The 13,807-nt window shown below is 61.7% G+C and carries 12 protein-coding genes and 1 riboswitch; of the genes, 7 read left to right on the forward strand and 5 right to left on the reverse strand.

All coding sequences use genetic code 11. From position 1 onward, the window contains the following. Window positions 1-147: 147 nt before the first annotated feature. Both gltX and uvrB read right to left on the reverse strand, forming a co-directional pair. Entirely contained in the window at window positions 148-1,629 is a 1,482-nt protein-coding gene (gene gltX / locus E4O98_RS12875) for a glutamate--tRNA ligase (RefSeq protein ID WP_005789780.1), read from the reverse strand. A 186-nt stretch (window positions 1,630-1,815) separates the two neighbouring features. After that, entirely contained in the window at window positions 1,816-3,831 is a 2,016-nt protein-coding gene (uvrB, locus tag E4O98_RS12880) for an excinuclease ABC subunit UvrB (RefSeq protein WP_005789781.1), read from the reverse strand. 343 nt (window positions 3,832-4,174) lie between these two features. Here uvrB and E4O98_RS12885 point away from each other — a divergent pair, with 343 nt between their 5' ends. Together E4O98_RS12885 and E4O98_RS12890 are read left to right on the forward strand one after the other, a co-directional pair. Further along, entirely contained in the window at window positions 4,175-5,371 is a 1,197-nt protein-coding gene (locus tag E4O98_RS12885) for an amino acid aminotransferase (RefSeq protein ID WP_216091819.1), read from the forward strand. Window positions 5,372-5,473: 102 nt separating this feature from the next. Continuing rightward, complete coding sequence (locus tag E4O98_RS12890) at window positions 5,474-5,683, forward strand: hypothetical protein (RefSeq protein WP_005789784.1); 210 nt, start codon at window positions 5,474-5,476, stop codon at window positions 5,681-5,683. A 106-nt stretch (window positions 5,684-5,789) separates the two neighbouring features. Here the strand turns inward: E4O98_RS12890 and E4O98_RS12895 are convergent, their stop codons facing one another. Beyond that, a complete protein-coding gene (locus E4O98_RS12895) occupies window positions 5,790-6,662 on the reverse strand; it encodes a LysR family transcriptional regulator (RefSeq protein WP_223019003.1) in 873 nt (290 codons plus the stop codon). 103 nt (window positions 6,663-6,765) lie between these two features. Between E4O98_RS12895 and E4O98_RS12900 the strand changes: the two genes are divergently transcribed. Further along, entirely contained in the window at window positions 6,766-8,160 is a 1,395-nt protein-coding gene (locus tag E4O98_RS12900) for an aldehyde dehydrogenase family protein (RefSeq protein WP_248135358.1), read from the forward strand. Between the two features lie 18 nt (window positions 8,161-8,178). Here E4O98_RS12900 and E4O98_RS12905 read toward each other — a convergent pair whose 3' ends face one another. Together E4O98_RS12905 and E4O98_RS12910 are read right to left on the reverse strand one after the other, a co-directional pair. Further along, on the reverse strand, window positions 8,179-8,484 hold the full coding sequence (locus E4O98_RS12905) for a protealysin inhibitor emfourin (protein ID WP_005789790.1): 306 nt from the start codon (window positions 8,482-8,484) through the stop codon (window positions 8,179-8,181). 29 nt (window positions 8,485-8,513) lie between these two features. Then, entirely contained in the window at window positions 8,514-9,575 is a 1,062-nt protein-coding gene (locus tag E4O98_RS12910) for a M4 family metallopeptidase (RefSeq protein ID WP_078821860.1), read from the reverse strand. 136 nt (window positions 9,576-9,711) lie between these two features. Between E4O98_RS12910 and E4O98_RS12915 the strand changes: the two genes are divergently transcribed. The 4 genes from E4O98_RS12915 to E4O98_RS12930 all read left to right on the forward strand — a co-directional run bounded on the left by E4O98_RS12915 (window position 9,712) and on the right by E4O98_RS12930 (window position 13,745). Next, entirely contained in the window at window positions 9,712-10,641 is a 930-nt protein-coding gene (locus E4O98_RS12915; protein WP_248135361.1) for a DNA/RNA non-specific endonuclease, read from the forward strand. A 22-nt stretch (window positions 10,642-10,663) separates the two neighbouring features. Next, window positions 10,664-10,858, forward strand: a riboswitch (cobalamin riboswitch). A gap of 114 nt (window positions 10,859-10,972) precedes the next feature. Further along, on the forward strand, window positions 10,973-11,983 hold the full coding sequence (locus E4O98_RS12920) for an ABC transporter substrate-binding protein (protein ID WP_078821862.1): 1,011 nt from the start codon (window positions 10,973-10,975) through the stop codon (window positions 11,981-11,983). Next, on the forward strand, window positions 11,980-12,984 hold the full coding sequence (locus E4O98_RS12925; RefSeq protein WP_003192595.1) for an iron ABC transporter permease: 1,005 nt from the start codon (window positions 11,980-11,982) through the stop codon (window positions 12,982-12,984). The genes E4O98_RS12920 and E4O98_RS12925 overlap by 4 nt, the downstream gene beginning before the upstream one ends. Next, the gene (locus E4O98_RS12930) at window positions 12,981-13,745 is read left to right on the forward strand and encodes an ABC transporter ATP-binding protein (RefSeq protein WP_248135363.1); all 765 of its coding nucleotides are present in this window, start codon (window positions 12,981-12,983) and stop codon (window positions 13,743-13,745) included. The genes E4O98_RS12925 and E4O98_RS12930 overlap by 4 nt, the downstream gene beginning before the upstream one ends. The last annotated feature ends 62 nt before the right edge of the window (window positions 13,746-13,807 follow it).

The following is a 13,807-nucleotide window of genomic DNA, read 5'->3' on the forward strand; positions in this document are numbered from 1 at the left end:
TCATCGGTGAGGACGGGGCGAATCTTAATGGCGGTTTGGAAACGTGTCAAATTTATTTTCAACAATTTTCAAAATTTTTTGCCGGGATAACAATCACTTACCGACGAAACCCCGGAAAACCGGGGTTTCGTCACTGCAACGGCCTGCTTAAGCGATGGCGCCCAGCAGCTTTTCCCATTCCTTGTTTTCTTTCTTCGACACACCACCAAGCAAATCAAGGGCTTGGCGCAGGCGGAAACGGGTCAGGTCCGGGCCGAGGATTTCCATCGCATCGAGCACCGACACCGAACTCGCTTGCCCGGTGATCGCGGCAAACATCAGCGGCATGGCATCGCGCAGTTTCAGCTCAAGGGATTCCACCACCGCCTGGATCGTGGCCGTGATCGCATCTTTTTCCCACTGGCGCAGGCTTTCGAGCTTCCACAGGATCAACTGCATCAGTTGGCGAACCTGGTCGCCGGAGAGCTTTTTGGATTCAAACAGCTTGGCATCCGGGTTCACGCCGCCGGCAAAGAAGAAACTGGCCAAGGGCGCGACCTGGCTGAATGTCTCTACCCTGCCCTGCACCAACGGCGCAATCTTCATCATGTACTCGGGGTTCAACGCCCATTGCTGCACGCGGCTGGCAAACTCTTCCACGGGCAAGTCACGCAGCCACTGGCCGTTGAGCCACGACAGCTTCTCGATATCGAAGATCGGCCCGCCGAGGGAGACACGGGAGAGATCGAAGTTGTCGACCATTTCCTGCAACGAGAATTTCTCGCGCTCGTCCGGCATCGACCAGCCCATGCGGCCCAGATAGTTGAGCATCGCCTCAGGCATAAAGCCCATGCGCTCGTAGAACGTTACCGACGTTGGGTTCTTGCGCTTGGACAGCTTGCTCTTGTCCGGGTTTCGCAGCAGCGGCATGTAGCACAGCTGCGGTTGCTCCCAGCCGAAGTATTCGTACAGCAGGATCAGTTTCGGCGCCGATGGCAGCCACTCTTCACCGCGCAGCACATGGGTGATGCCCATCAGGTGATCGTCGACCACGTTGGCCAGGAAGTACGTCGGCAAGCCGTCGGTCTTCATCAACACTTGCATGTCCATGCGGTCCCACGGGATTTCGACGTCACCGCGCAGCATGTCCGGCACCACGCACACGCCTTCGCTCGGCACTTTCATGCGGATAACGTGGGGTTCGCCAGCCGCCAGGCGTGCGGCCACTTCCTCCTTGGACAACAACAGCGCGCGACCATCGTAGCGCGGGGTCTCGCCACGGGCCTGTTGCTCGGCGCGCATCTGGTCCAGCTCTTCGGCGGTGCAGAAGCACGGGAAGGCGTGGCCCATGTCGACCAGTTGCTGGGTGTATTGCTTGTAGATGTCGCTGCGCTCGCTCTGGCGATACGGGCCATGCGGGCCGCCGACGTCCGGACCTTCAGCCCAGGTAATGCCCAGCCAGCGCAAGGCATCGAAAATCTGCTGTTCCGACTCACGGGTGGAGCGCAGTTGATCGGTATCTTCGATCCGCAGGATGAATTCACCACCATGCTGCTTGGCAAAGCAGTAGTTGAACAAGGCGATGTAAGCAGTACCGACGTGGGGATCCCCAGTAGGCGATGGCGCAATGCGCGTGCGGACGGTGGTCATGGCAGGTCTCGAATGGGCGATAAAACTGAAAATTGAAACAAGGGGCGAATGGTAACAGCCTGGGGGATATCTGGAAAACCGAGGCGCGGCCATCGCAGGCAAGCCAGCTCCCACATTTTGACCGCGTTCACAGATCAATGTGGGAGCCGGGCTTGCCCGCGATGAGGCCAGCCCAATCAACGCAAATTAAACAGCCAACAGACGCTCGCGCAACTTGCCAATCTCATCCCGCGTCTGCGCCGCCGCCTCAAACTCCAGGTCCCGAGCCAGCTGGTACATCTTCTCTTCCAACTGCCGAATCCGCTTGGTGATCTCACTCGGCGAGCGCAGTTCGTTCTCGTACTTGGCACTTTCCTCGGCAGCCTTGGCCATGCCCTTGCGCTTCTTGCTGCGCGAGCCGGGCACGGTGGCGCCTTCCATGATGTCGGCAACGTCCTTGAACACGCCCTTGGGGGTGATGCCGTGTTCCAGGTTGAACGCGATCTGTTTGTCGCGACGACGCTGGGTCTCGCCAATCGCCCGCTCCATGGAGCCGGTGATGCGGTCCGCATACAGGATCGCCCGGCCATTGAGGTTACGCGCCGCCCGGCCGATGGTCTGGATCAACGAGCGCTCGGAGCGCAGGAAGCCCTCCTTGTCCGCATCCAGAATCGCCACCAGCGACACTTCGGGCATGTCCAGACCCTCACGCAGCAGGTTGATCCCCACCAGCACATCGAAGGTCCCCAGGCGCAGGTCGCGGATGATCTCTACCCGCTCCACGGTGTCGATGTCCGAGTGCAGGTAACGTACGCGCACGCCGTGGTCGGCCAGGTAGTCGGTCAAGTCTTCGGACATGCGCTTGGTCAATGTTGTAACCAGCACCCGCTCTTCCAGGGCCACGCGCTTGTTGATCTCCGACAGCAGATCGTCGACCTGGGTCAACGCCGGGCGGATTTCAATCTCCGGGTCCACCAGGCCAGTAGGTCGCACCAACTGCTCGATCACGCGACCAGCGTGCTCGGCTTCATAGTTGCCGGGCGTCGCCGACACAAAGATGGTCTGCGGGCTGATGGCCTCCCACTCGTCAAAGCGCATTGGCCGGTTGTCCAGCGCCGACGGCAGGCGGAAGCCGTACTCCACCAGGGTTTCCTTACGCGAGCGGTCGCCCTTATACATGGCCCCCACCTGCGGCACGCTGACGTGGGATTCGTCGATCACCAGCAAGGCGTCCGGCGGCAGGTAATCATAGAGGGTCGGCGGCGGCGCCCCGGATTCGCGACCCGACAGGTAGCGCGAGTAGTTTTCGATGCCGTTGCAGTAGCCCAGCTCCAGGATCATTTCCAGGTCAAAACGGGTGCGCTGCTCAAGGCGCTGGGCTTCCACCAGCTTGTTGTTGGAACGCAGGTATTCCAGACGCTCGGCCAACTCGACCTTGATACCCTCGATGGCGCCCATCAGGGTTTCACGCGGGGTCACGTAGTGGCTTTTCGGGTAGAAGGTAAAGCGCGGCAGCTTGCGGATCACCTCGCCGGTCAACGGGTCGAAGGCCGACAGGCTTTCGACTTCGTCATCGAACAGCTCGATGCGGATCGCTTCCAGGTCGGATTCGGCCGGGTAGATGTCGATCACATCGCCGCGCACCCGGAAGGTGGCGCGGGCGAAGTCCATGTCGTTACGGGTGTACTGCAGGCTCGCCAGGCGGCGCAGCAGTTCGCGCTGGTCGAGTTTGTCGCCTCGGTCAACGTGCAGCACCATCTTCAAGTAGGTTTCGGGGCTGCCCAGACCGTAGATGCACGACACCGTGGTGACGATGATCGCGTCCTTGCGCTCCAGCAACGCCTTGGTCGCCGACAGCCGCATCTGTTCGATATGGTCGTTGATCGATGCATCCTTCTCGATAAAGGTATCGGAGGACGGCACGTAGGCTTCGGGCTGGTAGTAGTCGTAGTAGGAAACGAAGTACTCAACAGCGTTGTTGGGGAAGAACGCCTTGAACTCGCCGTAAAGCTGCGCGGCCAGGGTCTTGTTCGGCGCCAGCACCAGGGTCGGGCGGTTGGTCTGGGCGATCACGTTGGCGATGCTGAAGGTCTTGCCGGAACCGGTCACCCCAAGCAGCGTCTGGTGCGCCAGGCCGGCCTCGATGCCTTCGACCATCTGGCGAATGGCTTCCGGTTGATCGCCGGCGGGCTCAAAACGGGTAACGAGCTGGAAATCCGACATAACGTACCTCGTGAAGTCACCCCAGACTCGACACCGCCAGGGACGAAATAGCTCAGCAACCCGCGAATAATCATCGCAGGTTGCAGGAAAAAACCATGATAGCTGTAGAAGTGGTGGCGAATGTGACGGGTTTCAAGGCTGACGTCCTACATGTCCTTTCCCTTCAAGGTTGCAATAAGACTAACGGTCAGCAAATAAACCGAAAAACTTGGCCGAAAAGCCATTTCGGCTGTCGCCCTGCGCGGTGATGGCCTCTATACTAGCTCCCCGTTTGTGCACCGCTCTAGTGCATTCGGCTGGAGCGCGACACGTCCCTCCCTTCCCCCATAGAGCTGCCGCAAAAATGAGCCTGTTCTCCGCTGTCGAAATGGCACCACGCGATCCTATCCTGGGCCTCAACGAAGCATTCAACGCCGATACACGAACCACCAAGGTCAACCTTGGCGTGGGCGTTTACTGCAACGAGGAGGGGAAAATTCCACTCTTGCGTGCCGTTGCCGAAGCGGAAGCCATTCGTGTGGCGCAACACGCCGCCCGTGGCTACTTGCCGATCGACGGCATCGCGGCCTACGACCAGGCCGTGCAGAAGCTGCTGTTTGGTGCGCAGTCGCCGCTGCTGAGTGCCGGCCGTGTGATTACCGCCCAGGCCGTCGGCGGTACTGGCGCGCTGAAAATCGGCGCCGACTTCCTCAAGCAACTGCTGCCCGACGCCGTTGTTGCCATCAGCGACCCAAGCTGGGAAAACCACCAGGCGCTGTTCGAAAAAGCCGGTTTCCCGGTGCAGACGTACCGTTATTACGACGCGGCCACCCATGACGTGAACCGCGCCGGTCTGCTCGAAGACCTCAACGCCCTGCCGCCACAGTCCATCGTGGTGCTGCACGCCTGCTGCCACAACCCGACTGGCGTCGACCTGAGCCCAGCCGACTGGCAAGACGTGCTGGAGGTGGTCAAGGCCAAGAACCTGGTGCCGTTCCTCGACATGGCCTACCAGGGCTTTGGCGATGGCATCGACGAAGACGCCGCCGCAGTGCGCCTGTTCGCTGAGTCGGGCCTGACCTTCTTTGTGTCCAGCTCGTTCTCCAAGTCGTTCTCGCTGTATGGCGAGCGCGTAGGCGCGCTGTCGATCGTCAGCGAGTCCAAGGAAGAAAGCGCGCGCATCCTGTCCCAGGTCAAGCGCGTGATCCGCACCAACTACTCCAACCCGCCCACCCACGGCGCAGCCATCGTTGCCGCAGTGTTGAACAACCCTGAGCTGCGCGCTCAGTGGGAAGCCGAGTTGGCCGAAATGCGCCTGCGCATCCGCGGTATGCGCGAGCAGATGGTGGCCGAGCTGGCCAAGGCTGCGCCAGGTCATGACTTCAGCTTCGTCGGTCGCCAGCGTGGGATGTTCTCCTACTCCGGCCTGACCGTTGAGCAAGTCACACGCCTGCGTACCGAGTTTGGCATCTATGCATTGGACACCGGGCGTATCTGTGTGGCGGCCCTGAACCAGTCGAACATTGGTGCGGTGACCAAGGCGATTGTCGAAGTGCTGTAAGCCGGCAAGCGTTAGACGAAGGGGGGAAGCCATTGGCTTCCCCCTTTTTATTGGCGAACACACTAGACTGAACGTCGACTGCCTCCTTGCTGCGAGAACCCTATGAGAAACGATGACCTGGACCTGCGCGCCGACCGCGACGAATTGCACGACTATGCCCCACGCGCACCGCAAGCCAAGCGCCAGAAGAGCCTGGTGCTGCAAGTGGCGCTGGGGGTATTTCTGGGTGGGCTGGCCTTGTGGCTGGTGCAGTTGGGTGCAACGGCGATCATGGCCAAACTGGCGATGGGCACCCTGCAATTTGGCGGCTGATGCAAGACACCTGTGGGAGCTGGCTTGCCTGCGATAGCGGCGGTTCAGTTAAAGATTCATTGACTGACACACCGCTATCGCAGTCAAGCCAGCTCCCACATTTGATCTAGGATGCTGGCAGATTGCGTTCTTCCAGCAGTTTTACGAAACTGTTCAAACTCTGCGAAACCGTGCCCCGCCGCCAGATCAGCCAGGTATTGAGCAGTCGAAAGCTGTCCGTCAACGGCCACACACTCACCGCCGCGCACCCCGGCATACTCTCCAGCATACTGCGCGGCATCAGCGCCAGCCCGGCCCCGGCGCTGACACAGGCCAACATGCCATGGTAGGACTCGATCTCGAAGATCTTGCCCGGCACCGCGCCATCCTGTGAAAACCAGCGTTCAAAGTGATGCCGGTACGAGCAGTTCGAGCGAAACGTATAGATGTTCTCGCCATTCACATCCTGCCCCCGGCTGATCGGCGCGTGATGCAGCGGCGCGATCACCACCATCTCCTCCTCAAACACCGCCACACCCTCCAGCGTGGAATGCAGCACCGGCCCATCGACAAAGGCCGCCGTCAGCCGGCCCGACAGTACGCCTTCGATCATGGTGCCCGAGGGGCCCGTACTCAGGTCCAACTCCACCTTGGTGTATTGCTGGTTATACGCCGCTAGTAACGCCGGGATACGCACGGCCGCCGTGCTCTCCAGCGAGCCCAGGGCAAAGGCGCCTTGGGGCTCCTCCCCCGCCACCGTGGCGCGGGCTTCCTGCACCAGATCGAGAATACGCCGCGTATAGCCGAGGAAATTCCACCCCGCAGGGGACAAACGCAATCGACTCTTCTCACGGATGAATAACTCCACGCCCAAATCCTGCTCCAGTTGCTTGATGCGCGTGGTGAGGTTCGACGGCACCCGATGAATCAACTGTGCGGCGGCGCTGATGCTGCCTTGTTCGGCAACCGCCTTGAAGATTTCCAGCTGCACCAGATCCAAGTCATTCTCCATTCATGAACGTATTGCTTAATATTATTCAGTTTCCAGAAAAGATACAGCCCCGTACGCTGGTCCCATTCCACTCATTCAGCCGGACGGTGCCATGAACAACGCTATTTCCCACCAGACCCACGCCTTGTCGATCAATCCCGCCAACGGTGAAACCGTTGCCAGCTACCCCTATGAAAGCGCAGCACAACTGGATGCCGCCCTCACCCGCGCGACCGATGCCTTCCGTACCTGGCGCCACACCCCGGTGAACCAGCGTGCCGACTATCTGCTGGCCCTGGCTGTCGCCCTGCGTGAGCAAGCTGAAGACATGGCGCAGATGATCACCCTGGAAATGGGCAAGCCTATCGCCCAGGCCCGCGCCGAGATTGAAAAATGCGCCCAGCTCAGCGAGTGGTACGCCGCCCACGGCCCGGCCATGCTCGCCCCGGAACCTACCTTGGTGGACAACGGCAGCGCCCGGATCGAATACCGCCCACTGGGCCCGATCCTCGCGGTGATGCCGTGGAACTTCCCGGTGTGGCAAGTGCTGCGCGGCGCCGTGCCGACCCTGCTCGCCGGCAACACCTATGTACTCAAACATGCGCCCAACGTAATGGGCAGCGCCTACCTGATCCAGCAAGCGCTGCGCAAAGCCGGTTTTGCCGAAGGTGTGTTTGAAGTGATCAACGTGACCCAGGACGGCGTGTCCACCGCCATCGCCGACCCGCGCATCGCCGCCGTGACGCTCACCGGCAGCGTTCGCGCCGGTATTGCCATCGGCTCACAGGCCGGGGCCGCGTTGAAAAAATGCGTGCTGGAACTGGGTGGCTCCGACCCGTTTATCGTGCTCAACGACGCCGACCTCGACGCCGCCGTACAAGCCGCCGTCATCGGCCGCTTCCAGAACAGCGGCCAGGTCTGTGCCGCCGCCAAGCGCTTGATCATCGAAGCAGGCGTGGTTGAAGCCTTCACCGTCAAATTCCTGGAAGCCAGCCGCGCCCTGGTGATGGGCGAACCCACCTCGACCGCCACCTATATTGGCCCCATGGCGCGTTTTGATCTGCGTGACGAACTGCACGGCCAGGTCCAGGCGACCCTGGAAGAAGGCGCCAGGCTGCTGCTGGGCGGCCATAAAGTCGCGGGCGCGGGCAATTACTATGAGCCGACCGTACTGGCCGACGTCACCGACCAAATGACGTCGTTCAAACAGGAACTGTTCGGCCCCGTGGCCTCGATCATCACCGCCCGCGACGCCGACCACGCCGTAGCCCTGGCCAACGACAGCGAGTTCGGCCTGACGGCCAGCATCTTCACGGCCGACTCGGCAAAGGCGCGAGCGATTGCCGACCAGCTGGAAACCGGCGGGGTCTTCGTCAACGCGTTCAGCGTGTCTGACCCTCGGGTGGCGTTTGGCGGCGTCAAGAAAAGCGGGTTCGGCCGCGAGCTGTCGCACTTCGGTGTACGCGAGTTCTGCAATGCGCAGACGGTGTGGCTGGATCGCAAGTAGCCTGCCAGCCTTGGCGCTTCAACAATTGATATGTCGTCGCACGCACTGCACCAAACCATCCAGGGCCTGGGGTTTTACCGGCGCGAGTACACAGACCGTGTGCTCGCGCGCTCCTTCCGTCACTGTCAGGGTGTAATGCACCTGGCCGGGGTTGCCTGGTTCAGGGCGAGTGCTTTGCGGCAACCGAAAGAAACCCGAGTCTTCGATCAGTTGCCGCAACTCTTGCTGGTCCTGCTCGGGCAGCGCGTCCAGTTCGACGCTGCGCGGTTTGGCCAACCCTGGAAAAAACGCCGCCCCGCCGCTTTCCTTGATTGAAATTCGCATGGCTGTTCCTCGCCGCACAGGCGGCTTCGTCAAACGTTAATGCCCACCGCTTTCCAGCCTGCCTTGACCGCCTTCTGCTCATCCTTGTTTACGCCATAAAGCTGACCGGCAATATCATGGGTGATACGCGCAAAACGCAAAAAGCCGGAATTGGGCCGCAGCCGCGAATCGCGCAGTGCGTCATACCAGATCCGCCCTGCACGCTCCCAGGCGAACCCGCCAATCTTGGTGGCCACCTGATAGAACGCGTGGTTGGGAATGCCGGAATTGATATGCACGCCACCATTGTCCTCGTAGGTTTGCACAAAATCATCCATATGCCCCGGCTGCGGGTCTTTGCCCAGCAGCTTGTCATCAAAGGCGCTGCCCGGGGCTTTCATCGAACGCAGAGCGGTGCCTTTGATCTTTTTGGTAAACAGCCCCTTGCCGATCAACCAGTCGGCGTCCTCGGCCGTTTGCTTCAGCGCGTACTGCTTGATCAACGAACCGAATACATCCGACAGCGACTCGTTCAGCGCGCCGGACTGGTTGAAGTACATCAGCTTGGCCTCATCCTCGGTCACGCCATGAGCCAACTCATGGCCAATGACGTCGAGTGCCACGGTGAAGCGATTGAACAACTGCTGGTCGCCATCGCCGAACACCATCTGGGTCGAATTCCAGAACGCGTTGTTGTAGTCCTGGCCGAAGTGCACCGTGGCGTCCAGCGCCATGCCCGCATCGTCGATGGAGTTGCGGTCGAATACCTGGTCAAAAAAATCGAAGGTGGCGCCCAGGCCGTCATAGGCTTCGTCTACTGCGGCATCGCCACTGGCGGGCTGCCCTTCGCCGCGAATCAGCTTGCCGGGCAGGCTGTCGGTGTTTTCGGCGCTGTAGATCGAGCGTTGCTTCTCGGCGCCCATGGCCAGTGCCATGCGGGCCGGGCCCTTGGCGGGTACCGCGACCATACGCAACGACCGGAACGTGCTGTCCTTGGCGCGCGTGCGTAATGCGACCTCCCGCTGGGCTTTATCCCCGTGGCGGGCGATCTGGTCGAGCATGTACGGCGGGATCAGGCAGAAAATCGGGTTGCGCAGTTGGCGAACACACATGAGCTGGCTCCTTTTTGGCGTGTGATGAACGTCCGGGTAACGGTTTTCAGGATAGCCCTGTGTTCGCCCCCTGGGCCAAATTGTCATGAGTTTGTGTTTCAGTGGTGTTTATCCGAGGCCCATAAGGAACATGCCCATGCCCGCCCGCACAGCCCAAATCGACCTTTCCCACCGCCCAAGGCTCGCCGACCTGCGTCCATTGGTCGCGGCCAGCCCCACCCTGCTGGAAGCCAGAGCCGCGACGCCGCGTGTCACAGCGGCCAAGGACTTCAAAAACCGCGCGGGCTATGCCGACGATTTCCTCAGCGATTTCGTGGTGCCATGGCCCACGGTTGGCGAGCCACTGGCGGGCGACGTGCAACCCAAGCGCCTGGACTACACGCATTTCTCCATCACCATGTCGCGCTCCCGACGATTGGCGCTCTACGTGGGGGTCAATATCGACGGCGCCAAGCATGTGGACATCACGCGCAGCAACGACACCTGGGCCTACGATGGCCGCTTGCCCCTGGACGCCCAAGTAGGTGAAGACCTCTATGCCGGCAATGGCCTGGACCGCGGCCACCTGGTACGGCGCCAGGACCCCAACTGGGGCGACGAGGCGAACACCGCCAACATCGACACCTTTCACTTCACCAACTGCTCCCCTCAAATGAGCGGCTTCAACCAGAAAACCTGGCTGGAGCTCGAAGACTACATCCTCGACAACACCCAGCGCTGGAAAGCCCGGGCCACGGTGTTTACCGGGCCAGTGTTCGCCGATGACGACCGGCTTTACCGTGGCGTGAAAATCCCCAAGGCGTTCTGGAAAGTGGTGGCTTACCTCAGCGACGATGGCAAGCCCTCGGCCAGTGCCTACACGATTGACCAAAGCCGCGAACTGGGCCAACTCGACCTGGTATTCGGCCCGCTTCGAACCTACCAGCGCAGTGTGATCCAGATCGAACAACTGACCGGCATCCGCTTCGCCAACCTGGCCGACTACGACGGGTTCAGCAACGAAGAACGCGCCACAGGTACGCGGATCGAAGCGCTGATCCGCGGGCCGCAAGATATTCGGCTCTGATTCGCGCCTACAGGGTGTGATCGCTTACCATACCGCCGCCGGTTCCCGTATGGGACTAACAGGGAATTCGAAACGCCGCACGCGACGTGAACCGAAACTGCCCCCGCAACTGTAGATGCCGAGCCTGCTCCCCACTGCCACTGGACCGCGTCCGGGAAGGCGGGAGCAAGGCGACGACGCATCAGTCAGGAGACCTGCCGGCCCAGCTAATTCACTAACCGGCGGGGTGTCCGGGAAGGACATCCTGGCCCTGCCCATCAGCAGCGTCCATGGGCGTATTTCCGAGCCGTACCTCCCCTGCTGCATCTACGGTTCACAAGGAGATCGCCTCATGCTGCCACGCGTTACCGCCCTGATCGCAGGCTTGGGTATGTGTGCCCTGGCGCAAGCCGCGCCCACTCAGTACCCGTTGACCGTGCAAAACTGCGGCAGCACCCTGACCTTCCAGCACGCCCCCGCCCGCAGCGTGACCATCGGCCAGGCCGCCACCGAGATGCTCTACGCCCTGGGCGTGGGCGACAAGGTGGTCGGCACTTCGCTGTGGTTCAACAACGTGGCGGCGCAGTACAAGGCCCAGGACGACCGCATCGAGCGCCTGGCCAACAACGAGCCAAGCTTCGAAGCCGTACTCGCCAAGCGCCCGCAACTGGTGGCCGCCGAACTGGAATGGGTGGTAGGGCCCCAAGGCGTGGTCGGCACCCGTGAGCAGTTTCATGAACTGAAGATCCCCACCTACCTGTTGCCGTCCGACTGCGAAGGCAAAGACAACCTGGTGGGCGCCGATGGCACCCGGTTGGAGCCCTTTCGCATCGAGACGATCTACCAGAGCCTCCAGCAACTGGCGCAGATTTTCGACGTACAGGATCGCGGCCAGCAACTGACCGACGAACTCAAGGCGCGCCTGGCCAAATCCGTCGCTACGGCGCAGGGCAAAGGCTTGAAGCAGGCCAGCGCACTGGTGTGGTTCTCCAGCGCCGAAATGGCCAGCGACCCTTACGTAGCCGGCCATAAGGGCGTGCCGCAATTCATGCTGCAAACCCTAGGCCTGCGTAACGTCGTGCAGTCCGATGAAGAGTGGCCCGCCGTCGGCTGGGAAACCATCGCCAAGGCCAACCCCACCTTCTTGGTGATCGCACGCATGGACCGCCGCCGCTACCCGGCCGACGACCATGAAAAGAAACTCGCCTTCCTGCGCAGCGACCCCGTGACCCGCAACATGGACGCGGTGAAGAACAACCGCATCATCATCCTCGACGCCCTGGCGTTGCAGGCGAGCCTGCGCACCTTCGAAGGCCTTGAACAACTGGCCGCCGCCATCGACGGCTATAACCTGGGCCAATGATGCGCACCCTACTCGCCCTGGCGTTGCTGCTGCTCGCCCTCCTCGCTGGCGTCGCCATCGGTGAAACTGCCATCGAACCGCAGGTGGTGCTGCAGGTGCTCGCCAATAAACTCTGGGCCGCCGGCTACGTACTGGACCCCATCGACGAAGGCGTGGTGTGGAACTATCGCCTCACCCGGGCCCTGGTGGCCGCAGCCTGCGGCGCAGGGTTGGCAACATGCGGCGTGATCCTGCAATCACTGCTGCGTAACCCGCTGGCCGATCCGTACCTGCTGGGCATCAGCGCCGGCGCGTCAACCGGCGCGGTGCTCGTTGCCTTGATTGGCGTGGGCGGTGGCCTGGTGTCGTTATCGGCCGGCGCGTTTGTGGGGGCGATGGCGGCGTTTGCGCTGGTGACGCTGCTGGCGCGGGCCAGCGGTTCGTCCAGCGGCACCGGGCAAATCATCCTCGCAGGCATCGCCGGCTCGCAGTTATTCAATGCCCTGACCGCGTTCCTGATCACCAAGTCGGCCAGCTCCGAACAAGCCCGCGGCATTATGTTCTGGCTGCTGGGCAACCTCAGCGGCGTGCGCTGGCCCTCGGTGTGGTTGGCGGTGCCGGTGGCGGTCGTGGGGCTCGCGGTGTGCCTGTGGCACCGTCGCGCACTGGATGCGTTTACCTTCGGCAGCGACTCGGCGGCCTCCCTCGGCATCCCGGTGCGCCGCGTGCAATTTGTGCTGGTGGCCTGCGCTGCGCTGGTGACGGCGGTGATGGTGTCCATCGTCGGCTCCATCGGGTTTGTCGGTTTGGTGATTCCCCACGCGGTGCGCCTGTTGCTTGGCACCGGGCATTCGCGCTTGTTGCCGGCCAGCGCCTTGGGTGGCGCGCTGTTTTTGATCGCAGCGGACGTGCTGTCGCGCACCTTGATCAAGGGCCAGGTGATTCCGGTGGGTGTGGTGACCGCATTGGTGGGCGCGCCGGTGTTTGCGCTGATCCTGATTGGCCGGAGGAATGCGCGATGAGCGTGCTCAGTTGCAGCGGCCTGGGCTTCAAAGTGCGTGAGGCGCAGTTGCTGCGTGACGTTGACCTGGACGTGCAGTTGGGTGAAACCCTCGGCATCGTCGGGCCCAATGGTTCAGGCAAATCCACCCTGCTCAAATTGCTGGCTGGATTACGTGTGCCGGCCAGCGGCGATGTTCGCCTGGGTGGCAAGCCGCTGGGTCAGTTGCCCCGCCGCACCATCGCGCAACAATTGGCGGTCGTGGAGCAACAGGCCGACACCGACGACGCCATTCGCGTGTTCGATGCCGTGGCCCTGGGCCGCACGCCGTGGCTGTCGGCGCTGAGTCCGTGGTCGCGCGAAGACGATGCCATCGTGCACCAGGCCCTGCACGACGTAGACGCCACCCACCTGAGCCAACGCGCCTGGCGCAGCCTCTCCGGTGGCGAGCGTCAGCGCGTACACATCGCCCGCGCCCTGGCGCAACGGCCGCAGATTTTGTTGCTGGACGAGCCGACCAATCACCTGGATATCCAGCATCAACTGGCGATCCTCAAAGGCGTGCAAGGCTTGCCGGTGACGACCTTGATTGCGCTGCATGACCTGAATCAGGCGCTGACCTGTGATCGCCTGGCCGTACTGGATCGCGGGCACCTGGTGGCGCTGGGCGCGCCGCTGCAAGTGCTGACGCCGCAGCGTTTGCAAGAGACCTTCGGGGTGCAGGGGCATTACCTGACAGACCCGTTCGACGGTGCGCAAATCCTGCGTCTGCGCTCCAACTGAACCTGTAGGTTGGAGCAGCTTGTTCTGGTGACAGCCTGACAGCCAACTGTGATCAAAATGTG

Source organism: Pseudomonas sp. W2Jun17, assembly GCF_023127795.1.
Taxonomy (GTDB): domain Bacteria; phylum Pseudomonadota; class Gammaproteobacteria; order Pseudomonadales; family Pseudomonadaceae; genus Aquipseudomonas; species Aquipseudomonas synxantha_A.